The organism is Flavobacterium solisilvae, assembly GCF_012911605.1.
Classification (GTDB): Bacteria; Bacteroidota; Bacteroidia; order Flavobacteriales; family Flavobacteriaceae; genus Flavobacterium; species Flavobacterium solisilvae.
The window spans coordinates 20,105-43,748 of the sequence record NZ_JAAMPT010000193.1; the positions used below are offsets into that span (position 1 = coordinate 20,105).

18 protein-coding genes and 1 tRNA gene are annotated in these 23,644 nt (G+C 32.2%); 14 read left to right on the forward strand and 5 right to left on the reverse strand.

Annotated elements, in window-relative coordinates:
* The first annotated feature begins 26 nt into the window (after positions 1-26).
* The 6 genes from G6042_RS02245 (at position 27) to G6042_RS02270 (ending at position 5,827) form a co-directional block, all read left to right on the forward strand.
* Positions 27-650, forward strand: a complete 624-nt coding sequence (locus G6042_RS02245) for a recombinase family protein (RefSeq protein WP_169522636.1) — start codon at positions 27-29, stop codon at positions 648-650.
* An 83-nt stretch (positions 651-733) separates the two neighbouring features.
* Positions 734-946 (forward strand): helix-turn-helix transcriptional regulator, encoded by a 213-nt coding sequence (locus tag G6042_RS02250; protein ID WP_169522637.1) that lies wholly within the window; start codon positions 734-736, stop codon positions 944-946.
* A gap of 1 nt (position 947) precedes the next feature.
* A complete protein-coding gene (locus G6042_RS02255) occupies positions 948-2,939 on the forward strand; it encodes an AAA family ATPase (protein ID WP_169522638.1) in 1,992 nt (663 codons plus the stop codon).
* Entirely contained in the window at positions 2,923-3,504 is a 582-nt protein-coding gene (locus G6042_RS02260; protein ID WP_169522639.1) for a hypothetical protein, read from the forward strand. Before G6042_RS02255 ends, G6042_RS02260 begins: the two co-directional genes overlap by 17 nt.
* Positions 3,504-4,559 carry a hypothetical protein gene (locus G6042_RS02265; protein WP_169522640.1) on the forward strand — a complete coding sequence of 352 codons (1,056 nt, stop codon included), beginning with the start codon at positions 3,504-3,506 and terminating at the stop codon, positions 4,557-4,559. Before G6042_RS02260 ends, G6042_RS02265 begins: the two co-directional genes overlap by 1 nt.
* 2 nt (positions 4,560-4,561) lie before the next feature.
* The gene (locus G6042_RS02270; protein WP_169522641.1) at positions 4,562-5,827 is read left to right on the forward strand and encodes a DNA methyltransferase; all 1,266 of its coding nucleotides are present in this window, start codon (positions 4,562-4,564) and stop codon (positions 5,825-5,827) included.
* Positions 5,828-5,856: 29 nt separating this feature from the next.
* Here G6042_RS02270 and G6042_RS02275 read toward each other — a convergent pair whose 3' ends face one another.
* Together G6042_RS02275 and G6042_RS02280 are read right to left on the reverse strand one after the other, a co-directional pair.
* The gene (locus G6042_RS02275) at positions 5,857-6,282 is read right to left on the reverse strand and encodes a hypothetical protein (protein WP_169522642.1); all 426 of its coding nucleotides are present in this window, start codon (positions 6,280-6,282) and stop codon (positions 5,857-5,859) included.
* Between the two features lie 14 nt (positions 6,283-6,296).
* Complete coding sequence (locus G6042_RS02280) at positions 6,297-7,772, reverse strand: phage integrase SAM-like domain-containing protein (protein ID WP_169522643.1); 1,476 nt, start codon at positions 7,770-7,772, stop codon at positions 6,297-6,299.
* Positions 7,773-8,086: 314 nt separating this feature from the next.
* Here G6042_RS02280 and G6042_RS02285 point away from each other — a divergent pair, with 314 nt between their 5' ends.
* The 5 genes from G6042_RS02285 (at position 8,087) to G6042_RS02305 (ending at position 12,697) form a co-directional block, all read left to right on the forward strand.
* Positions 8,087-8,623 carry an AAA family ATPase gene (locus G6042_RS02285; RefSeq protein WP_169522644.1) on the forward strand — a complete coding sequence of 179 codons (537 nt, stop codon included), beginning with the start codon at positions 8,087-8,089 and terminating at the stop codon, positions 8,621-8,623.
* Between the two features lie 71 nt (positions 8,624-8,694).
* Entirely contained in the window at positions 8,695-10,593 is a 1,899-nt protein-coding gene (locus G6042_RS02290) for a RecQ family ATP-dependent DNA helicase (RefSeq protein WP_169522645.1), read from the forward strand.
* Positions 10,594-10,619: 26 nt separating this feature from the next.
* A complete protein-coding gene (gene fmt / locus G6042_RS02295) occupies positions 10,620-11,567 on the forward strand; it encodes a methionyl-tRNA formyltransferase (RefSeq protein ID WP_169522646.1) in 948 nt (315 codons plus the stop codon).
* A 176-nt stretch (positions 11,568-11,743) separates the two neighbouring features.
* Positions 11,744-12,016 carry an HU family DNA-binding protein gene (locus G6042_RS02300; RefSeq protein ID WP_169522647.1) on the forward strand — a complete coding sequence of 91 codons (273 nt, stop codon included), beginning with the start codon at positions 11,744-11,746 and terminating at the stop codon, positions 12,014-12,016.
* A gap of 120 nt (positions 12,017-12,136) precedes the next feature.
* Entirely contained in the window at positions 12,137-12,697 is a 561-nt protein-coding gene (locus tag G6042_RS02305; protein ID WP_169522648.1) for a YqgE/AlgH family protein, read from the forward strand.
* Here G6042_RS02305 and G6042_RS02310 read toward each other — a convergent pair.
* Both G6042_RS02310 and G6042_RS02315 read right to left on the reverse strand, forming a co-directional pair.
* Positions 12,694-13,527: an aminotransferase class IV gene (locus G6042_RS02310; protein WP_169522649.1), complete on the reverse strand. Its 834-nt coding sequence runs from the start codon at positions 13,525-13,527 to the stop codon at positions 12,694-12,696. The genes G6042_RS02305 and G6042_RS02310 overlap by 4 nt on opposite strands.
* A gap of 60 nt (positions 13,528-13,587) precedes the next feature.
* Positions 13,588-13,980: an START-like domain-containing protein gene (locus G6042_RS02315; RefSeq protein ID WP_169522650.1), complete on the reverse strand. Its 393-nt coding sequence runs from the start codon at positions 13,978-13,980 to the stop codon at positions 13,588-13,590.
* 142 nt (positions 13,981-14,122) lie between these two features.
* Here G6042_RS02315 and G6042_RS02320 point away from each other — a divergent pair.
* Both G6042_RS02320 and G6042_RS02325 read left to right on the forward strand, forming a co-directional pair.
* A tRNA-Met gene (locus G6042_RS02320) sits at positions 14,123-14,196 on the forward strand.
* Positions 14,197-14,459: 263 nt separating this feature from the next.
* Positions 14,460-20,096: a choice-of-anchor D domain-containing protein gene (locus G6042_RS02325; RefSeq protein ID WP_169522651.1), complete on the forward strand. Its 5,637-nt coding sequence runs from the start codon at positions 14,460-14,462 to the stop codon at positions 20,094-20,096.
* 55 nt (positions 20,097-20,151) lie between these two features.
* Here the strand turns inward: G6042_RS02325 and hisS are convergent, their stop codons facing one another.
* On the reverse strand, positions 20,152-21,894 hold the full coding sequence (gene hisS / locus G6042_RS02330) for a histidine--tRNA ligase (protein ID WP_169522652.1): 1,743 nt from the start codon (positions 21,892-21,894) through the stop codon (positions 20,152-20,154).
* 225 nt (positions 21,895-22,119) lie between these two features.
* Here hisS and G6042_RS02335 point away from each other — a divergent pair, with 225 nt between their 5' ends.
* Entirely contained in the window at positions 22,120-23,364 is a 1,245-nt protein-coding gene (locus tag G6042_RS02335) for an ABC transporter permease (protein WP_211161617.1), read from the forward strand.
* Positions 23,365-23,644: the final 280 nt, after the last annotated feature.

Below are 23,644 nucleotides of genomic sequence, written 5' to 3' on the forward strand. Positions count from 1 at the left end.
AATATAAAATATTAAAACGATACAAAATGAAAGTTGTTATATACGCCAGAGTTTCTACAAGTAACCAAGATTACAAGAGACAGACCGAAGAACTGATTGAATTTTCCAAAAAGAACAATTACGATGTTGTAAACATTTTTGAAGAAAAAATATCGGGCGGAAAAACCAACGAAGAACGACCTCAGCTAATGAAAATGGTAGATTTCATCAAAACGAATAAAATTGATAAGGTTCTTTGTTGGGAATTAAGCAGACTGGGAAGAAACACTATTGAAGTTCTTAAAACTATCCAATTGCTTAATGAAAATTGCATTTCTCTCTACATTAAAAATCACAATATAGAAACGCTTAACGAGAAATGTGAAGTAAATCCAATGTCGCAGTTTTTAATTCAAATCCTTACTTCAGTTAGCGAAATGGAAAAAACTCAAATCCGTCAACGAATTAAATCAGGTTATGACAGCTTCAGAAAAAACGGTGGCAAGGTTGGTCGTAAAGACGGGTTCAAAAAAAATGAAGAAACATTATTGACAGAACACAAAGACATCGTGAAATTATTGAAACAAGGAATGTCTGTCAGAAAGACGATGAAATTGACTGATAAGAGTAGCGGCACCGTGCAAAAAATAAAAAAGATGCTACCTCATTAAGCTATAAATTAAAAAATTGCTTGTAAAGCATATTTTTCGTAAACAAAAGCGTATTTTGCAACCGATTACGCCAAATCCTTTTCATGGAGAAGAAAACATTCAATAGAATTAAAGCCGTATTAGCTGAAACAGGAAAAACAAACAACTGGTTAGCTATTGAGCTTAATAAAAATCGTGCAACAGTTTCTAAGTGGTGTACAAATCAAATGCAACCCACAATAGAAACACTTTTTGAAGTTGCTAAAGTATTGGATGTCAACGTAAGAGAATTATTAGTTTCAACAAAAAACAATTAAAATGTCCGGAAAATACAATTTTGTAAAACCGCTCAAAGTGACTTTTAGAAACTTTTCTCTTTATAAAAAAGAAGAAGTTACAGAAATAAGTGAAGAGATAAACAACGGTGTATATTGTTTAGCCGGTGCTAATGGTTTAGGTAAGACAACTTTCCTTAATGCAATAAACTACGCTTTGACTGGAATTGTTTTAGAACCTAATAAAGAGGTTTTGATTCCCGATGAAATCATTAAATCCAACAAACAGTATACTGAAAGATATTTTCAAGGGAGGATTTCAGCTTCTGACAAAGACACTGCGGAAATTGAACTACTCTTAAAAATAAACAACAAATTTATACGTATTGTTAGAGCTTTCAGCAATAGGGAGGGTTTGAGACTTTTTGAATTTTATGAAGAGCAAAATGACAAAAAAATAAGCTTAATAAACACTAATGATTTAAGCCCAAATGAGTTACTGAATTTATATCAAGAAACCTTAACTAACGAAGTTGGAATCGGAAAGTTTAGTTATTATATTTTCTTTCAACTCTATGTATTATCATTTGATGAAAACAGGAGAATGTTGTTTTGGGATGAAAGAGCTTCTACAAGTGCATTGTCTATAGCTTTTAATGAAAATATCGAGGATACAGAAAGAGTTTTAGAACTCAAAAAGAAAATGGAAGAATATGAGTCATATGGAAGAAATGCTAGATGGCAAGCAACGCAAATTAAAAATGAGATAGATAAATTATTAGAGACAAGTCATCAAAGAGAAAATAATAATTTTAAACTTCTTGAAGAAGAATACCATGAACTTATATCAAGTATCGAAAATTCACAAAAAATTCATAATGAAATAAATATTGAATATGATACACTCTTAAAAAGACAAAATATACTTAATTCTGAAATTTTACAATTAAAAATTAATTACAAGAGATTATTTTCCAAGTATTCTGAACCACGATCAAGTTTAATAAACAATCCAAACTTACAAATTGCAAAAAGGAACAACGCTTGTTTTTTATGTAATGCTGAAGGACACCACGTTATTGAAAATATTGAAAAGAAACTGTACTCGCACTCTACTTGTCCGGTATGCGATACTGCTATTAGCAATGATGATATAGAAAAGCAAGCTTCATTGATGAACGAGATTAAAAATATTGATAAGCAACTAGATTCAAAAAATAGAGAGCTTGAAGAATTGATGTTTGAATCTGAAACAAAAAAAGTAGAATTAGACAAAAAGTACATTGAGTTGGATAGATTAAAATCCAGACTAAATAAGTTTGAAAAAGAAAATAAAAACTTATCGTTTAACAAAACTGGCGATGCCCCTATTGATACGTTAATAGAAGAATACAAAAGACAATTTGATAAATTTGATAAAAGTTCAATCAACTATTATGAGAAAAGAGACAAACTAAGTCCTGAATATAAAAATTTACAAAGCAAAGTAAATAAAGGATACAAAGAAACTGAGGATATTTTTGTTCCACTATTTAAAAAGTTTGCTTACAGTTTCATAGGACTTAACTTAAATATCTATTCAAAAATTAAAGGAAAAAACATAGCATTAATTTTTGAATTAAAAAACACTGCTAGAACCGCCTCTCATCAATTATCAGAAAGTCAACGTTTCTTTTTAGATATAGCGTTAAGAATGGCGCTCGCAACATATCTCGCAACCAAAAAAAATCCCGCTACATTACTAATCGATACACCGGAAGGATCCTTAGATATTGCATATGAAAATAGAGTAGGAAAAATGTTTGCTGAATTTGTAACCGAATATAATCAGAATATAATAATGACAGCAAATATTAATGCATCCCAATTATTAGTGTCGTTAGCTGAACAGTGCGGAAACAAAAAAATGAAATTTAGGCGAATGTTGGATTGGACTGAGTTAAGCGAAATACAAAAAGAAGGTGAATCTCTTTTTAATCAAGTTTATGACAATATAGAACAAAAATTAAAACTTAAAGATGAGCAAGCAAATTGAAATAGAAGCGTTTTACGATAGTTTATCAATTGCGCATAAGTTAGACCAATTTTTGGACGGATTTACCAATGAAGAAATTCATCTCTTTTCTTATTTTTCGGCATTCCTTTTTCACTATTCGGGAAATCCAATTGAAGAATGGAAATATAAATTTACCATAGATTCAAACGGTTACCCTTTTTCAACCGAATTACAGAATGCGATTGAAAGACATGAATCAATAGGACTTTTTGAGCTTAGAAACTTCTTGACTATTACCTCTCGGGGAACGGATGAATTTAATAAATTTTCTAAAGAATTATCCTTGTTTAAAGAACGAGAGAAATTTATCGAAGCAGCATGTAGTACAAGTATTTTAATTCCATATCAGGAAGCTAAAGAAGCTCTTTTGGAAGACGTAAATATTACAAAAGCGAGGAATTTAGGAAATGAAAGTTGGTTGGATTTTCAATATGAAAAACTTCACGAAATCACCTCTTCATTAGGAGCGGCTGCAGAAGATATGACTATTTCAGCTGTAACTTGGCTAAGGTTAGTTCAATTATCACAAAAAACTGAAATATAATGTCTGATAAACTTGTCAATTTAATAAGAGAAGAGGATTATTTATTGCAGGTTTTTTCAAAAACGAAAAACGCTGTATATACAAACTTAACCAAAGAAATTGTAAAGTTTGTTAGTAACATTTTCAGAGTGATTGAACCTAGTCACACTGATGGAAAAGTAGTAATAGTTTACAACATAGCTGATGAAAATATACTTGGCATTGAAGGAATTAAATTTTACGACGATAGTATCTTAAATCATCATTTCTCATCTCTTACTTTTCAGCTTTTTCAAACTGAAGGAAACTTACCAAAACTTTACCAAAACTTAGATGATGCGATGATAACTGACATACTTTCAAAGAACAATACTATTGCATACTATTATAATAATAGTGAAGAACATATTTATGTTGATGGAGAACCAATTAAGATTGTAAATAAATACAGTAGCCCCAGTATTTTTGCTCTACAGTACCATTTTTTAAACGAAGCGTTACATATTTATAAAAATGACAGAATCAAGAAAATTTCTTGTGAACATTTTAAAAAATGTTGGGGTGAACCAAAATATATTTATTTTATAAATAAACCCGAAGATTCTATTCAACTCTCTATATCTGAATACCTTAAAAATACGCTTCGAGGAGTAGATGTTGTTAGAGAATACAATGTTAATGCATCAAAACCTGTCGATATCCGAGTTTTTTGGAGAGAGGCGAATCGAGCTGCTCTGATTGAGGTAAAACTTATGGGACGTTCCTTTAAAACAAATGGAACGGATATAAATACTTACGAATACGATAACAGAAGAGCTAATGAGGGAATGGTGCAAATTAAAGAGTACATCGATAAAGTGGATCAAGATTCGCCTAATGTTATAAACAAAGGATATTTGGTTGTTGTTGATGGTCGCCGGAATAGTATTGATCCAAAAGTAGCGTCGATTTCAGTCGCAAACGGAATGCATTTTGCAAACAAAGATCTTGAGATTGATGTTGCAAACAGATTTTACCTTACCCACAAAAACGTTCAAGAACCAATCAGAATGTTTGCAGAACCAATCTGTGATTAATTATGATAAGAAATAAATTAAATGATAATTTTGGATTAAAAGACGGAGGATATTCAAACTCTGAAAATACCGTTGATCTACCACGTCATCGCTGGTATTACTACAAAGAGGGTTTTTCTCCATTTTTAGTAGAAAAAGCTATTGAACAAACCGGAATTAAAAAAGGCGAAATAATCTTGGATCCTTTTAACGGAGGCGGAACTACAACATTAACATCTGCATCTCTTGGATTGAAATCTGTTGGTATTGAGGTTAATCCCTTTACTGCATTTTTATCAAAAACTAAGACAAAAAACATCAATTTAAAAGAGTTAAAATCTTTTAAAAGTGAATTTATCGATTCTCCGAATGCAGCAAAGTCTGAACTATTAGGCTATTCTACTTTCTCGCAAAAAGATGGATTAAATAAATGGCTTTTTAATGACTCTGTTCTCGATACTTTTGAGAGTAAATGGCAACTAATTAATCAACTTGACTCAAGAAATTTAAAAGACGTTTTAAAATTAACTCTCGTTTCTTCTGCAATGGAGAACTGCAATGCGAAGAGAGATGGAAAGTGCTTCCGCTATCGAAACGGTTGGGAGAACAATGGCTTTAATGAAGAAACATTTCTCAAGTCTTTGGAAAGAAATTTAAATATCGTTTATGAGGATATTGAAAAAAAGAAAATTCTCGAAAAGGTTGAGATATTTAATGGTGATAGTCGACGGGTATTAAACTCAAAGAAAATAGGCGGTTTTAAACTCTGTGTAACCTCTCCTCCATATTTAAACACCTTTGACTATACCGATATTTATCGCCCTGAGTTGTTCTTAGGAAAGTTTGTGACTAACGCTGAAGAATTATATAATCTACGTTTAAAAACTGTCAGATCTCATATTCAAGCTAAATGGAAGCATCCTTCATCTATGGACTTTGGATTGCTTTATGAAAATGCTATAAAACATGTAAATGAAAATGTAGAAAATCTCATGCATAAAAATATTCCTTTAATGATTCAAGCTTATTTTGAAGACATGCAAAGGATATTGTCTGTACTGAAAAGTAAAGCTGATAAGGATGCGCAACTTTGGTTTGTCGTTTCAAATTCTGCCTATGCAGGAATGGAAATCCCAGTTGATTTGATTATTGGAGAAATTGGAACGAAGGTTGGTTGGTATCTTAAAGAAATTGGAGTATTAAGATATATCAATAAACGAAAGACTAAATATAGTCCTGAAATAAAAGAATTAAGAGAAAGTGTGATTATTTTCAGTAATAACAAATAAATTAGTTTTTAAAACATTATAGTTTCCCTCTACTTTATAACCAACCTCGATTCAATTTTGATAGGCAAATATTCATACATCTCATTGCTCTTAACTAAATGTATATTTAAATCTTGTTTTTTCCTAATAACCTTTACCCTAACGTGTTTTGTGAATTCATAACCTTCACTTTCCATCATTAATTGAAACTTTTCGACAGATGTTTCTATAGCTTCTTTACAAACTTTAATAGTTGATTGTTTGTTGTCTAAAATAAAATAAACATTAATAACTTTATAATAATTTTTAGTGCTTATTGATGCCATCTTTAATTTGATAGGATTTTCAAAAATTCGTCCATAGCTGTTATATGAAAATGTTGCGACTCCAACTTCGACTCGAAAAGTCAAATCATACTTATCCATTATTTCAATGAAACAATCTTTAACCACCTCTGAAACTTCGTCCTTTGTCATTTCTTATTAATTTATTATTCAAAAATACTATTCAACCTTTCATTGAGCGCATCCGATTTCTTAAAGTCAAATCCTGTCTGCAAATATTTTTGGGTAGTAATTAGACTGGTATGACCAAGGGCGATGCGAATGTCATTCAAATTAATACTATCCATTGATAAAAGAATGTTTGTAAACGTAAATCTAGCTGAGTGCGTTGTAGGGTTTGTAAGTGTCAAATCATACTTCTTTGACATTCGTTTGATTTTAGCATTGTACGACGTGAATTTACTCTTGTAAATATCAAACTGTTCTTTATTGAAAGGCAATTTCTTATCGTAATCATTAAAAACATCAGATTTAATAAAATCTTTGAATAACAATTCATTTGGTTTTTGCTTCTTAAAATATTCAACCAACTTCATCCTTGCAGTTACAGTAATTTCTCTGAGTATATCGTAAGAATAATCTATTAGAGTCCTTATTTCTTGATCTGATTTTTTTACAATGAAACCTTTATGTTTTTCAAATGGTGAATTTTCAGCAAGTAAAGTATCATCCTTGTAACCCTCAAAGTATTCCTCATTCAATCGTTGGTAAATTTGCTTGATACAACCATTATAGGTTAGATTTTCAATATAACCAGAGTAAGTGCTTTTTAGCTTATCTATCACATCTCCCATCCCTATAATATCGAGTATGACTTTTGTTAACTGAGTATTGTAAGTTAACTTCATCGACGTTCCTGTTTTCATTTGGATATACTCAATCGCATTTCGATTGGTGAAGTTGCAATTCTTTAATAGCATCATATCTGAGCATCTTAAACCATTGCCTAAAAATGAAAATAAAAACATTCTACTTTCTAAAAAGTATTCATCTGATGGTTTTAATTTTTGTAGATTTTTAATATCCATTTCAGTTAAAACTTTTTTAGGTTTTCCAACCACTTTTATTTTATGCTGAACAAATGGATTTACTTGCGTGAAAACTTTGTCTTTCGCAGCACTATTAAATATTGAAGAATAAGTATTAAGATACAATCGTATTGAAGAATCCTGCAATCCTTTTTGCTTGAAATAAGATTTCATTCTTAAAATAAAATCATTATCAAAATCTTCAAACTTAATATCTTTCCTACCAATCGATGACAGATATATTTTTAGGTTTGTCAAACAAGTACTATGTATATTGATCGTACTGTGGTTGGACAACATACTTTTCTTATATTCAAAGTAAGATAAGAATGTATAAGACGTTTTTTTGTTGTCAAATGGGTTACGCTTTAAATTTATCTCGATCCTCTCGTTAATCGATTTAAAATCGATTTTTTTGGTAGGGATGAATCTTTGGAATCGCTTGTCATACAAATCATCAAATTGTTCTTTAGTCATTGTAAATTCCAAACTGACTTTGGCGCGCTCCGCCCCTCTCCTATATAAAACATGCAAATAACCTTGTTCGTCTCCTTTTCTTTTCTTACTGAATATAACTGATGCTTTGACCTCCATAATTTCTGATTGAGGACGTAAAAATAATAAAGTAAAAATGATGGTGGGCACAAAGTGGGTAAAATATTTACCCACTTTAACATCTTCAGCAAACTACATAAATTAGCTAAAGTGCTATATATAAGATATTTTAAAAACACATAATCAGAATAAAATATATTTATGTGTTGCATGCGCAAAAGTACTATTCCTTGTTGAAATTAAAAAAACTTTACCCTGATAATTTTTAAAAATGAATTTTGACAAAAAAACACATTTATTTGATTCCTTTTCTAAATACTTTCAATAAATTTGCCGCTTATTTTTTATAAATTTTGGAAAAAGAAATTGTTGTCATCACTGGCGGACCAGGAACTGGAAAAACTACTATAATCGATGCTTTAATAGAGCAAGGTTATTCGTGTTTTCCTGAAATTTCTCGTCAAATAACTTTAGAAGCCAAAAAACAAGGTATCGAGCAACTTTTCTTAGAAAAACCACTACTTTTCAGCGAACTTTTATTGGAAGGAAGAAAAAAACAATACCAAAGTGCGCTGCAAGATCAAGCCGAAATTATATTTTTAGACCGAGGAATTCCCGATATTTTGGCCTATATGCATTATATTGGCGATAGTTATCCTGTTTTTTTTGACGAAGCTTGCTCAGAAAATCAATACTCAAAAGTTTTTGTTTTACCGCCTTGGGAAGAAATCTATGAAAGTGACGAAGCACGATATGAAAATTTTGAACAAGCAAAATTGATTTTCGATCACCTAAAAGAAACCTATCAAAAGTATAATTACAATTTAATAGAAGTTCCAAAAGGAACGATTGAAGAGCGAATTAAATTCATTCTACATCATCTTGTTTAACATCAGACTACTTTATTGACTGCTGTTTTTGTAAAAAAATAACTATTTTTGAAAAACAGAGAATAAAAAACATGTCTAAAGCTTTAGAAATCCTTCAAAAATATTGGAAACACGACTCTTTTAGAACCGTTCAAGAGGAAATAATCAATGCTGTACTAGAAGGCAAAGACACTTTAGCTTTATTGCCAACTGGCGGTGGAAAATCAATTTGTTTTCAAGTTCCTGCCATGATGAATGATGGCTTGTGTTTAGTCATTTCGCCATTGATTGCTTTGATGCGAGATCAAGTCCAAAATTTACAAAACAAAGGCATAAAAGCCATTGCTCTAACTGGCGGAATTAACGAAAACGAGATCATCGATTTACTGGATAATTGCCAATATGGAAATTACAAATTCCTCTATCTTTCACCTGAACGATTACAGAATGATTGGATTTTAGAACGAATAAAAAATCTGCCCATAAACCTTATTGCTATTGACGAAGCACATTGCGTTTCACAATGGGGACATGATTTTCGTCCGGCGTATTTGAAAATAAATATGCTAAAAGATTTTTTTCCAAAAATTCCTTTTTTAGCCTTAACCGCAACTGCAACCGAAAGAGTTCAAAAAGACATTATTAAACAATTAAACCTAGACAATCCAGCGTTTTTTAAAAAATCATTTAGCCGAGAAAATCTTGCTTACATGGTTTTTGAAGCCGAAGACAAATTGCATTTAGCCGAGCAAATTCTGAGAAAAAATCCGCAATCTTCAATTATATATGTAACCAATAGAAAAGCGTGTACCGATACGGTTTCCCAACTTGAAAGTTTAGGATTTAAAGCAACGTATTACCACGGTGGACTTTTACCAAAAGACAAAGAAAACCACATGAAACTTTGGATGGACGAAAAAGTTCAAATTATGGTGGCAACCAATGCTTTCGGAATGGGAATTGACAAAGGAAATGTAAAAACCATAATTCATCTTCATTTACCTAGCAATCTCGAAAATTACTATCAAGAAGCTGGTCGCGCTGGACGAAATGGCGAAAAATCGTTTGCCGTTTTATTGGTCAATCCTTCTGATATTTCTCATGCTGAATCGCAATTTATCAGTATTTTACCTGATAAAGATTTTCTAAATTTAGTCTATAAAAAACTCTGCAATTTCTTTAGAATTGGTTATGGCGAAGGAATTGACGAACAATTTAATTTTAATCTACATCAATTTTGTACACAATATAATTTGCCTACATTAAGAACATATAACGCTTTACAATTTCTAGACAATCAAGGAATTTTATCCATTTCTCAGGAGTTTTCAGAAAAAATAAGCATGCAATTCATTATTCCGTCCAAAGAAGTAATTCGTTATATGAGTTTAAATCCTGACGATGAAGAAATTATCTTAACTATTCTTAGAACTTATCCTGGAATTCATGATATTCAAACATCGCTCAACACGCAATTGATTTCAAAAAAAGCGAATGTTCCTGAATTTAAAATTAGCCAATTACTAGAAAAATTAAAGGAACGAAACATTATTGATTTTGTTTCTAAAAAAAATGATACTTCTATAACCTTTAACGAAGTTAGAGAAGACGACAAAACAATCAATCGAGTTACGAAACATTTAGAAACCCAAAACAAGTTAAAAATAGAGCAACTTCAATCGGTTTTAAAATATATAAATGACAAAAAAAGCTGCAAGAACACGTTGCTTTTAGACTATTTTGGAGAAAAAACGACAACCGATTGTGGTATTTGCTCTTTTTGTATTCAAAAAAAGAAGCCAACTAAAAGTGATGCAACTTACATCTCTGAAAAAATAATTGAATTGCTAAAGATTCAAGATTTCAACGCAAGAGATATTCAAAAATTGACCAAATTTTCTAAAGACGATGTTATCTTTGCGCTTCAAAACTTAATGGAAAAAGACGAAGTAATTATTCAACCGAATAATTTATATAAACTAAAATATTGAGATTGCTTTGCAAACTCGCAATGACTATGGAAAAATTACGAATTGTTTTTATGGGAACGCCCGAATTTGCTGTTGGAATTTTGGACACCATTTTAAAACATAATTATGAAGTTGTTGGTGTAATTACCGCTGCTGACAAACCTGCTGGACGAGGACAAAAAGTGAAATTTTCGGCAGTAAAAGAATATGCTTTGGCAAATAATTTGAATTTATTACAACCAACCAACTTAAAAGACGAACAGTTTTTATCCGAATTAAAAAATCTAAACGCCAATCTTCAAGTTGTTGTTGCCTTTAGAATGTTGCCCGAAGTCGTTTGGCGTATGCCTAAATTAGGAACATTTAATCTTCATGCATCGTTGTTACCCAATTATCGCGGCGCAGCACCAATTAATTGGGCAATTATTAATGGAGAAACCAAAACTGGCGTAACGACTTTCTTTATTGATGATAAAATTGATACTGGCGCAATGATTTTATCCAAAGAAATTGCAATTGATGAAAACGAAAACGCCGGAAATCTTCATGATAGATTAATGGATTTAGGTAGCATTGCCGTTGCCGAAACATTAGCTGTAATTGAAAAAGGAAATGTTACAACAACTATTCAACAAGACTCGGCCGAAATTAAAACAGCGTACAAATTAAACAAAGAAAACTGCAAAATAGATTGGACAAAAAGCGGTAACGAAATTCACAATTTAATTCGTGGACTTTCACCTTATCCATGTGCTTGGTGTTTTTTTGAAGATAAAAATGAGCAATGGAATGTAAAAATTTATGATGCTATTTTTACCGAAGAAAACCATAATTATCCTATTGGAAAAATTCAAACCACAAAAAAAGAATTAAAAGTTGCTGTTGCAAATGGCTACATTGAAATCAAAAGTTTGCAATTTCCTGGAAAAAAGAAAATGACAACTTCTGAATTATTAAATGGTATCAGTTTTTCTGATGAAGCACACGTAAAATAAGGCATTGACAGCGATTTTTACCAAAAAAACTCGATAAAAAACAACGTTTATCAACAAATACTCAAAGTTATCAACAAAAACCTCAAAAAAACCTCAAAACACTTGCGTAGTAAGGTATTCATACTAAATTTGTTATCTTTAATTTAATGTTTAACCAACAATTAATAACTATTATTATGAACAAATCAGAATTAATCGATGCAATTGCAGCTGACGCTGGTATTACAAAAGCTGCTGCAAAATTAGCTTTAGAATCATTTTTAGGAAATGTAAGCGGAACTTTGAAAAAAGGTGGAAGAATTTCATTAGTAGGTTTCGGATCTTGGTCTGTATCTAAAAGAGCTGCAAGAGAAGGAAGAAACCCTCAAACTGGTAAAACAATCAAGATTGCTGCTAAAAATGTAGTTAAATTCAAAGCTGGTGCTGAATTAGACGGAGCAGTAAACTAATAAATAGTTTTACTTTACAATATTAAAGTCACATCATTTTTGGTGTGACTTTTTTTATTAGTGAAAAAAATATTAGATTATTTGAAAGTTTTTATTTAGCTTTATTAAAAATTTCATCAAATGATTTCAGAAAAATTAAAGAAAGGTTGTCTTTTAATTGCTGAGCCATCAATAATTGGTGACTTATCCTTCAATAGATCTGTAATACTTTTAGCCGATCATAACGACGAAGGTTCAGTTGGCTTCATCTTAAACAAACCGTTAAAATACAAACTTAGAGATTTAATTCCCGATATAGATTCTGATTTTAAAATCTACAACGGCGGACCAGTTGAACAAGATAATCTTTACTTTATCCACAATATTCCTGAACTAATTCCAAATAGCATTGAAATTTCTAATGGAATTTTTTGGGGAGGCGATTTTGAAACCACAAAAGAACTCATCAACAACGGAGAAATCAAAAAGAAAAATATTCGTTTTTTCTTAGGATATTCAGGTTGGAGCCAAAATCAACTAGATGATGAAATGCAAGCCAATTCATGGATTTTGTTTAAAAATGTTTATGGAAACAAAATTTTAGAAAAAGCGGGAAGTGGTTTTTGGAAAGAAAAAATCATTGAACTTGGTGGCGAATACTTGATTTGGTCAAATGCACCCGAAAACCCAATTTTGAATTAATTCTCGATTATTCCATTGATTTTATCCAATAACTGAGCAGAAAAAGTAGTTTTAAATTCCTTCTTTCTGTATTTTGTAATAGGCTGAATTCCCTGAATAACATTGGTAACAAACAACTCATCTGCTTTTTGCAAATCAAATGGTGAAATAATTGCTTCCGAGAATTCAATCTCTGGGAAATCTTTCATCACTTTTATAATTTGCTTACGCATAATTCCGTTTAAACAACCTTCTGAAATTGGCGGTGTAATTAATTTATTTCCTGTTAGCATAAATAAATTTCCAGCTATTGCTTCTACAACATTCTTTTTGTCGTTTAGCAATAAACAGGTGTTTAAATCATTTTCTTTAGCAAAAATACTAGCTGTAACATTTAAAATCTTGCTAGTTGTTTTTAACGTAGAAAGCAATTGAGCAGAAACATAACTATCTTTAAATAAATCTACTTCAAAATTATCTTGAGTTATTTCATATTTTTTTGATGCTAATGAAGTAGCTTCAATTACATAAGAAATCGTGTTTTGGTCAGGTAAATACAATCCGCCATCATTTCTAAAAACGGTAATTCTAACTCTAGCTGAATTGCTTAAAGACAAAACATCAGTCAATGAAATTACTTGATTTTCAAAAAACTCAAGGGTAAAATCCATTGGAATTTTCATTCTAACGATTCGCATGGATGCCATTAATCTAAAATAATGTTCTTCTGAGAAAAGAATTTTTCCGTTAACTACTTTTAAAGTTTCAAAAATTCCATCACCATAAAGAAAAGAGCGATTTGATGATGTTACTGCAAAATTATCCTGAAGAAGTCCGTTAAAATTAATCATAAAAAAATCCCATCTTGTTTTTAGAACAAAACGGGACAAATATACTATTATAAAATAGAATTAATTAGAACCTATGACATGTTTCAAGTCAGAAATTTGATTTTCCCAAAGCAGTTTTGCCTCAACTAATTCATCCTCATAGGCAAAATCAACTACCATTAAGGAAACGTCTTTGGTAATTTCATCTTCAAGAATTCTTAACTCGAAGTAATATTCGGTATCTTTTTTGTCGTCGTCAACCCATTTAAACTTTATTTTTTCACCCGTTTTCTTTGACGCAAGTCGAGCATTCTCTTCTGCATCATCCCAAATGAATGTAAAAAACTCTCCTCTAGAGTTCACATTATCAGCAAACCACTCTTGTAATCCAGATGGTGTTGAGATATATTGGTAAAGTAATTGTGGTGATGAGTTTATTGGAAACTCAAGTTCATATCGTATTTTGTTTTCCATAACCAGAAAATTTTTGGAAATATATAGAATATAAAGTAAAAAAAAAACGTTTTTCTAAAAATAAAAAAAATAACTGTTTATTGTTTGCAACGATTAATTTTAATTTTATATTTGCACCCGCATTCAGGGAATGCTTTTTAATGGCGAGGTAGCTCAGTTGGTTAGAGCGCAGGATTCATAACCCTGAGGTCGAGAGTTCAAATCTCTCTCTCGCTACAAATTTTGAAAAGGCTTGGTAAATGATACCAAGCCTTTTTGCTTTTCTACACTTTATATTACTATTTCTTATATTTTTTACTTAAAACATTCTTACTCAATTCCTTTGATTTGATTTTTTTGTAGCTTTTTTATATAAATAAATTAATTTTTTATGCATTTAATCGATTTTTTATTGCATTTTGTCGATTATTTTAAATTCTTGTATTAGTTTTGAAATTCAAAAAAAATCATTCTTGAAATAATATTAAAGTTTTTAAGCTATGAAAAAACTACTACAAGCTCAACTTTTACTTTTATTACTTTTAACTAGTGGTGTTGTTTATTCACAAGAAATAGAAATTCGTGGATTAGGCAATAACATTATTAATGATAACGACAATAGTCCTAGAACAGCCGACGGAACAGATTTTGGTTCAACCGATTTTACTTCAGGTACAATAGCAATGACTTTTACTATTAGAAACATTGCAGCAGGCAACCTAAATTTAACTGGAAGTCCAAGAGTTGTAATTAGTGGAACAAATGCTGGAGATTTTACTGTAACAGCAATTCCATCAACACCAATTGCAAATGGAAATAGCACAACATTCGAAATAACTTTTGACCCAAGTGCAACTGGTGTAAGAAATGCTACAATATCAATTGCAAATAACGATTCAAATGAAAATCCATATAATTTTTCAATCCGTGGAACGGGAACTTATCGAGAAATTGATGTGACTGGAAATTCAATAAGTATAGAAAATGGTGATACAACACCAATTGTAAACGATTGGACCTATTTTGGTATTTCTGATGTGAACAATGGAACAATAGGAAGAACATTTACAATTAGAAATACTGGAACAGGAAATTTAACCATTTCAAATCCTACAATTTCTGGAACAAATGCTTCTGATTTTACAGTCACAACAAATCCTAGTTCAACAACAATTGGCTCCAACACTTCAAGAACTTTTGTTATTACTTTTAATCCAAGCGACATTGGTCTTAGAAATGCAATCGTAACAATTAGCAACAATGATGCTGACGAAAATCCATACATATATCATATCCAAGGCGAAGGAACAAATCCAGAAATTAACATAACAGGAAATGGAATAAACATAACCGATAATGATACATCTCCAGCGGCAAATGATGGAACTGATTTTGGGAACACTGATGTTAATTTCCAAACAAAATCTCAAACTTTCATTATTGAAAATTTAGGAACAACAACATTAACTATTTCAAATCCTACAATCACAGGAACCAATTCCTCTGAATTTGAAATAACCACATTTCCTGCAACACTTATTATTGCTCCTGGAAGTAGCACTAGTTTTGTAGTAACGTTTGATCCTGTAGCAACAAGCACTCGAAACGCAACAATAAACATTATAAATAATGACGGAAATGAAAATCCATATAATTTCAATATTAGAGGAACAGGAACAAATGCGGAAATTGATATAAAAGGAAATACTGTTTCGATTGCAAATGGTGACAACACGCCTTTACTTAACGATTGGACAAATTTTGGCTCAATAAATTTTGGTAGCGGCACCATCAGCAGAGTGTTTACAATTGACAACCTAGGTACAACATCGCTTACCATTGCCAATCCAACTATTTCGGGAGCAAATCCAAGTGATTTTAGCATAACCGCAAACCCAACAGGAACGACAATTAATGCTAGTGCAAACAGAACCTTCACTGTTCGATTTAACCCAACATCTATTGGAATAAAAACAGCTACGATCACGCTAACAAATAGCGATTTTAACGAAAATCCATACACTTTTACCGTTCAAGGTTTTGCTTCAAATGCTGAAATCAATGTAACTGGTAACGGAAACTCGATTGTTAGTGGTGATACAACTCCTGCTATTGCAGACAATACCGATTTCGATACTGTTTTATTAACAAATAACTCCTCAAGAACATTCATTATTCAAAACACTGGAACAACCGATTTAACGATTTCAACTCCAGTTATATCAGGAATAAACGCTGCTGATTATACAATCACAACAAGTCCATCATTAGTTATTCCAGGTGGTGGAAATACTACATTAACTATTCTTTTTACTCCGAGCAATTTAGGCCAACGAAATGCAACTATTACCATTGCAAATGATGACTTTGACGAAAATCCATATGTTTTTTCAATCCATGGTTATGGCGATATTGATACCGATGGAGATGGAATTCCTAACAACAAAGATACCGATGATGATAATGATGGAATTACAGATATTATTGAGTGTAGCACTTGTTTAAGCGATCCTTTTCAAAATGGAAATTTTGAAACTCCTGTAATTCCAGCTTCAAGTTTTGCAATTTTACCAACGACTAGCGTTACAGGTTGGCAAACTAGTGCTGAAAATTTTATTGAAATCTGGAGTTCAGGTTTTAATGGTGTTCCAGCCGCAGTTGGAAATCAGTTTGCCGAACTCAACGCAAATATTCCAGGTATTTTATATCAGACTTTTTGTTTAAATGGTTCTGGAGGAACAATCAACTGGTCAATCAAACATAGAGGTCGTGGTGGTGTCGATCAGGCTTTTGTAAAATTTGGACCAACTTTGGCTGGAGCAATTGCTTCAACTCCAATTGTTACAATGGTTGACGGAACATCTGCCTGGGGAACATATTCTGGAGTTTACAATATTCCACCAGGACAAGCTCAAATTGTCTTAACATTCCAAGCAGGTTATACTGGCTCTGGAAGTGCTTCCGTAGGAAATTTTATTGATGATGTACAAATCGTAATTAATCAAAATTGTGTTGACTCTGATGGAGATGGAATTCCGGATATTGTTGATCTTGACGATGATAACGATGGTATTCCAGATATTGAAGAAGCTGGTTTCAAAATCTACAGCAATAAAAAATCAACTATGGATATGAGCAGTTCAACCACTTGGATTGATGCTAATGGAAACGGGATGAACGACTACATTGATGCAATGATTGCCAATGGAACTTATGTAATTCCAAATACTGATGGCGATTCAAGACGTGATTATCTTGACCTTGACAGCGACAACGACAGTATTTTTGACGTTGATGAAGCTGGTTTATTCAATGGCGATGGTGATATTAATGGCGATGGAGTTGGTGATTTATTAGACTCTGATGGTGATGGAATATTAGACTTATATGACAACTTTGTTGGATATGGAACCATAAATAGAGATTATGCCCAAGACACTGATGGCGATGGAATTGAAGACTTTAGAGAACTTGATTCTAATAACGATGGAGTTTTTGATATTGCGGGAACTTTATATGCTAATCTTGACGCCAATAACGATGGATTAATCGATGGAACGACTGACATTGACAAAGATGGTATCATGGATGCATTTGATACTGATACTACCAAAAAAGGTTCGCCACGAGATTTAAACAGAAAACTATACCTTGATTTTGACGGAAGAAACGATTATGCCGAAGATTCTCAACTATTGGCAGGTTTACCTAGCGCAACTTTAATGGCTTGGATTGATTTAAATAGCAGTTTCAACTCTGTTGGTGTTATCGTTGGTCAAGAGAAATTCAACATTAGAATTTTAAACACAAAAAGACTCCGAGCAACAGTTAACGGAAAAAGTTTAGATTTTTCAACACCTTTAGGAACTGCTAGATGGTATCATGTTGGTGCAGTTTTAGGAAACGGAGAATTGAAATTATATCTAAATGGAGCTTTGGTTGCTACTAGAACTTTGGACGAAGTAATTCAGGCGGATGCAACCAAATTAACCATTGGAAAAAATCCTGTTTCAATGACTAACTTTTTCAAAGGTAAAATCGACGAAGTTAGAGTATTCAACACGGCTTTAACTGACCAGCAATTCCAAAGAATGGTTTATCAAGAAATTGAAAACAATGCTTCAGAAGTTAGAGGTGTTATCGTTCCTAAAAATATCGGTTCTCTTCCGTTTGCTAATTTGTTACGATACTACAGAATGGATACATTTAAAGATGATATCATTGATAATTTAACTACTCCAACGGTTGATGTTTTAACAGGTATGAAAATGTACAACCACAAAGTAATTAATTACCAACAAGCTCCAATGCCATTTATAACTAGAACGACTGGAAATTTTGCAACAGCAGTTCACGATTCTTCCAAAGACATTAGAGGTTTAGATATTATGGATCAAGATTGGTCAATTGTTCAAGTAAATCACAACATTACCGAAACGAGTAACAATGTAGATTTAGCGATGTTTGTTGATTCTTCTGTTACTATAAAAATGAATAACGATACTAAAATCCAAAACGATTGGTATTTAAAATTAGATGGAAAAATTGACCTTACTGGAAAATCTCAATTGGTTCAAAGCGCTAATTCTGAACTTGCTGCTACAAGTTCAGGTCATATCGAAAGAGATCAACAAGGACAAACCAATAAATTCAATTACAACTATTGGTCATCGCCAGTAAGTTCTATCAATAATACCTCTATCAATCATGGTTATACGGTATCTGGCGTGATGAAAGACGGAACAAACCCTGACGATATTAAAAATATTTTATGGACAAATAGCACTAATAGTGTTGTTTCAACTCCAATAAAACTAAGTAGCTACTGGATTTATAAATATCAAAATGCCAGCAATAACTACTATAACTGGATTTCAGTTGGACAAAACGGAACGTTACTTGCTGGACAAGGTTATACTTTAAAAGGAAGCAGTGCTGCAACACCTGACCAAAATTATACTTTTGTAGGAAAACCAAATAACGGAACCATTACAGCAACCGTTGGTGCAAACAATTTATTATTGGCTGGAAATCCATATCCATCCGCTATTGATGCCGATGAGTTTATTAGAGATAATCTAGCATCAACCACTGGAGTTCTTCAATTTTGGGAACATTACAGCACTAATAATTCCCATGTTACTGCCGAATATCAAGGTGGATATGCTACTCGAACTTTGGTTGGAGGAACAATTCCGGTTGCACCCGAAATTATTAGTGGTTTAGGTTCAAGCACAAGAATTCCAGGAAGGTTTATTCCGGTTGGACAAGGATTCTTTATCGCAGGTTCAAGTTCTGGTGGAACATTAACTTTTGAAAACGACCAACGTATTTTTGTAAAAGAAAACAATGTTGATTCTAATATTATGTTTAGAACAAATGCGACAACTGCCGAAAATACTGTTCCTATCACCAATCAAGAAGATACTTTTGACAACGAAGAACAATTTATGAAATTAAAATTAGGTCATTTTGCTGGCGCAAATAGATATCACCGTCAAATATTAATCGGATTTATGAATGAACATGCTGATAACACCATCAATCCGGGTTATGATGCGATTTCAACAGATAATCTTTCCAATGATATGTATTTTATAAATGGAACTGCTAAATTAAATATCCAAGGCGAAGGTTTCTTCAACGAAAACAATATTTATCCTTTGGGAGTGAAAAATGCTGTTGCTGGAAACGTGGATTTTGCACTAGACAGCAAAGAAAATTTCCCTGAAAATCAAGCCATTTACATCCATGACAATGTTACCAATACGTATCATGACATCAACCAAAATGTGGCTACAATTAATCTTCCAGCAGGAACATTTTTAGATCGATTTTCGCTTCGATTTAAAAATACGGAAGCATTAAATGTGGATGAAAATAATATCGAAAGTGGCATTCTTATTTTGCATAATCACGATAGCAATATACTTACTATCAAAAATCAATTATTGGAAACCACAGCAAAATCAGTAGCGTTATTCAATCTTTTAGGGCAACAAATCACTACTTGGAATGTTGAAAACCGTGACCAAACCAACATCGAATTGCCAATTTCAGATGTTAGTACTGGAACTTACATTGTAAAAGTATTAACCGATAACGGTAACCTGAGCAAGAAAATTTTAATTAAATAGTTTTTTTATAAGTTTTGACACCCCAAATCTAAAAACTCCCTTTCGGGAGTTTTTTTTATTTAAGTTTTGCAGTAAAATCTGTTAGTGACATTTCCATTTGTTCACCCGAAACCAAGTTCTTTACAATAAACAAATCGCCATTTATTCCTTTAACGATAAACGGAATATTTCTCCTTTGTGCATGTTTAAACTGCTTATCTTCTTTAGCAGCATCAGGATACATTTCGGCTTTAACACCATTTTTTCTTAAAACAGTAATTGCTTTCATCGCTTCCAATGCTTGGCTTTCGCCTAAATTAAAAAACAAAACCTCTGTCGATACCGAAACCGTTTCTGGAAATAAATTCAATTCTTCCAAAACCAAATAAATTCGGTCCAAACCAAACGAAATCCCAACGCCACTCAATTTACTTTTTGGATCAAAAATACCCGTCAAATCATCATATCTTCCGCCACCGCCAATCGAACCCATCGCAACACCTTCTGGAGCCGAAACTTCAAAAATTGCTCCAGTGTAATAATTTAATCCGCGAGCCAAAGTCACATCTAAATCTAAATTAGCTTGTTGCAAACCAAGATTCATTACGCTTTCACAAATAAAACGAAGCTCTTCAATTCCTTTCATCCCTTCTTCAGATGAAGAAAGTAATGTGGAAAGTTTTTCTAATTTCTCCTGAATACTTCCCGAAAAATGAAACAACGGCTGCACTTTTTCCAACGCATTTTCAGCAATTCCTTTTTCAAGCATTTCTTTTTTTACGCCTTCCTCGCCTATTTTGTCCAATTTATCCAAAGCCACCGTAAAATCAATCAGTTTATCCGAAGCACCAATCACTTCCGCAATTCCCGATAATATTTTTCGATTATTGATTTTAATCGTAACGCCATTCAAACCAAGAGTTGCAAAAACCGAATCGTATAATTGTACCAATTCTACTTCTTGCCAAAGCGAAGTAGAACCAACAACATCAGCATCACATTGATAAAATTCTCTAAATCTTCCTTTTTGAGGTCTATCTGCACGCCAAACGGGTTGAATTTGGTATCGCTTAAAAGGAAACTCAATTTCATTCTGATGTTGAACAACATATCGCGCAAACGGAACGGTTAAATCGTAACGAAGTGCTTTTTCGGAGATTTGCGGAGTCAAATACTTCACATTTATATTTAAAAACCATTTCCCAATAACTTCCGTTGTCTTCTTTGACACGAAGTTATTTACACTTTTATTCGAATTTGGATCACAATCAGAACAATTTAACAAAGCCTTGAACAAAATTTTTTCTTTCAAAAACTTACTTTTCTTCATTAAATCAATCTCTTTCTGAATTATATCAAATAACTCTTTTGAATAAAAATTAGCAAGTTTATTTTCTTTAAAAAAGCGTACGTTAAGTTGCTCAACAATTCTATCAATAAAATCCGAATCAAAAAGTTTTACGAATAATCTATTTCTTCTAAAAGAATTTTCATTATCTGACTCTCTGTAATTATCATTTAATTTATTACTCAATTCAATCATCAACTCACTGAAAATCTTTTTAATATGCACTTCAAGAACTGAGATGTAATTCTCCAAATAATCTCCCGAATTCAATATCTTAAAAATCAAACGATCGCCTTCTTCACCATATTTTCCCATCAAGGTTTCAGAGTTTTCAAACGTTGGCGTTTCTATCGGTTGATAACCAAATTTCTCAAAATGCGAACGCATAATCGACATGATATAATTACGTTTTGAAACCTCAACCGGTGAAAAATCTCTTGTGCCTTTTGGAATACTTGGTTTTTGTGCCATTTTAATATTAAATTTTAGATTTTAAATATTTGATATAAGATATCTAATATTATTCCGCAAATATCATAATTTCTAAACCATTTTTAAATCTTTTCTTTTAGATTTGATTTTAAAATATAAATTTTTATTCTCAAAAAACTCAAACTTCCATCTTCTAACTTCCAACTCCCAACTTTTTTTTAAAACCTTGTAACAAAAGCTGTATTTTAGTGTCAAATTTGCATTATGCTAGGACTATTTAGAGAAAATATAAAAGTAGCTTTGGGTTCCATCCGAACACAATTGCTTCGAACAGTGTTAACTATTGTTATCATTGCTATTGGAATTACGGCTTTGGTTGGTATTTTAACCATCGTTACCGCTATTGATTACAATATGAATTCCAGTTTCGCTTCAATGGGTTCCAATACCTTCAACATCAACCGCTATGAAAACGCAACCCGAAGAAGCGGCGGAAATGAAGTAGAAAAGATTAACCCAATTATTTCCTACCCACAAGCCAAAGCATTCAAAGAAAACTACAAATATCCGTTAACCAATACATCAGTTTCATTTACGGCAACAACAACTGCCGAAGTAAAATACGAAAACAAAAAAACCGATCCCGAAATTTCCGTTCTTGGTGTAGATGAAATCTTTGTTCAAAACTCGGGTTTAGAAATAGAAAACGGCAGAAATTTTACCGTTTTCGATATCAATAATAATGCTTACGCATGCGTTATTGGTTCCGATTTTGCTTCAAAAGGCATATTCAAAGATGTAAATCCAATAGACAAAATCATTTCCATTCGTGGTGCAAAGTTCAGAGTAATTGGTGTTTTAAAAGAAAAAGGTTCCACTTTTGGCAACAGTCAAGATTTGAGAGTTTTAATACCAATTCAAGTGGCGCGTTCTATGTTTTCAATGCCTAATGTAAATTACACTATTAGCACCATGGTTGACAAAAAAGAACTTTTAAATGAAGCTGTTGACAATGCAACAATCACGATGCGAAAAGTGAGAAAACTAAATCCAGTAGAAGAAAACAACTTCGGAATTTCAAAAAGCGAAGATTTAGCCAACCGTATTGCCGAAATGACTGGCGTTTTAAACATGTCGGCTTGGGTTATGGGAATTATTACTATTCTTGGTTCATCGATTGCGCTGATGAATATTATGATTGTATCTGTAACCGAAAGAACTCGTGAAATTGGCGTTAGAAAAGCATTAGGTGCGAAAAAAAGTACCATTGCTACTCAATTTTTCATAGAAACTTTAACCATTGGACAACTTGGTGGATTATTTGGAATTATCCTCGGAATTTTGATTGGCTATCTAATTTGTCTTGCCGCAGGTTGGTTATTTATTATTCCATGGCAAGCTATTTTTGCAGCCGTTGTAACTAGTTTTATTGTTGCTGTCGTTTCGGGTTCGTATCCAGCGATAAAAGCATCAAAATTAGATCCAATTGAAGCGTTGCGTTATGAATAACGTTTGACAACTCATTATACTAAACCTCACAACCGTGAGGTTTTTTTATTACTAAAAATCAACGTCTCGTTTGTCATTCTTTTAATTATTCAACTTCTAGTTTGTCATTCCGTAGGAATCTCAAATAATGTTATGAGATTCCTACGGACACGAGAGTTTTACTCCTTTAGATTTGTTTTAATAAATTTAGGTAAATTTAGAAAAGAGAAAAGTGTTTAAGTAAACTAACAATTACTCCGAGTAAAACTCATAGTTCGATTAAGACTTAAACACTTTTGTC

Bases quoted from the DNA above. Each gene is read 5' to 3' on its own strand.
- G6042_RS02275 (WP_169522642.1), bottom strand. From the start codon at position 6,282: ATGACAAAGGACGAAGTTTCAGAGGTGGTTAAAGATTGTTTCATTGAA.
- G6042_RS02245 (WP_169522636.1), top strand. From the start codon at position 27: ATGAAAGTTGTTATATACGCCAGAGTTTCTACAAGTAACCAAGATTAC.
- G6042_RS02250 (WP_169522637.1), top strand. From the start codon at position 734: ATGGAGAAGAAAACATTCAATAGAATTAAAGCCGTATTAGCTGAAACA.
- G6042_RS02300 (WP_169522647.1), top strand. From the start codon at position 11,744: ATGAACAAATCAGAATTAATCGATGCAATTGCAGCTGACGCTGGTATT.
- G6042_RS02260 (WP_169522639.1), top strand. From the start codon at position 2,923: ATGAGCAAGCAAATTGAAATAGAAGCGTTTTACGATAGTTTATCAATT.
- G6042_RS02255 (WP_169522638.1), top strand. From the start codon at position 948: ATGTCCGGAAAATACAATTTTGTAAAACCGCTCAAAGTGACTTTTAGA.
- G6042_RS02315 (WP_169522650.1), bottom strand. From the start codon at position 13,980: ATGGAAAACAAAATACGATATGAACTTGAGTTTCCAATAAACTCATCA.
- G6042_RS02310 (WP_169522649.1), bottom strand. From the start codon at position 13,527: ATGATTAATTTTAACGGACTTCTTCAGGATAATTTTGCAGTAACATCA.
- G6042_RS02290 (WP_169522645.1), top strand. From the start codon at position 8,695: ATGTCTAAAGCTTTAGAAATCCTTCAAAAATATTGGAAACACGACTCT.
- G6042_RS02270 (WP_169522641.1), top strand. From the start codon at position 4,562: ATGATAAGAAATAAATTAAATGATAATTTTGGATTAAAAGACGGAGGA.
- G6042_RS02335 (WP_211161617.1), top strand. From the start codon at position 22,120: ATGCTAGGACTATTTAGAGAAAATATAAAAGTAGCTTTGGGTTCCATC.
- G6042_RS02305 (WP_169522648.1), top strand. From the start codon at position 12,137: ATGATTTCAGAAAAATTAAAGAAAGGTTGTCTTTTAATTGCTGAGCCA.
- G6042_RS02265 (WP_169522640.1), top strand. From the start codon at position 3,504: ATGTCTGATAAACTTGTCAATTTAATAAGAGAAGAGGATTATTTATTG.
- hisS (WP_169522652.1), bottom strand. From the start codon at position 21,894: ATGGCACAAAAACCAAGTATTCCAAAAGGCACAAGAGATTTTTCACCG.
- G6042_RS02280 (WP_169522643.1), bottom strand. From the start codon at position 7,772: ATGGAGGTCAAAGCATCAGTTATATTCAGTAAGAAAAGAAAAGGAGAC.
- G6042_RS02325 (WP_169522651.1), top strand. From the start codon at position 14,460: ATGAAAAAACTACTACAAGCTCAACTTTTACTTTTATTACTTTTAACT.
- fmt (WP_169522646.1), top strand. From the start codon at position 10,620: ATGGAAAAATTACGAATTGTTTTTATGGGAACGCCCGAATTTGCTGTT.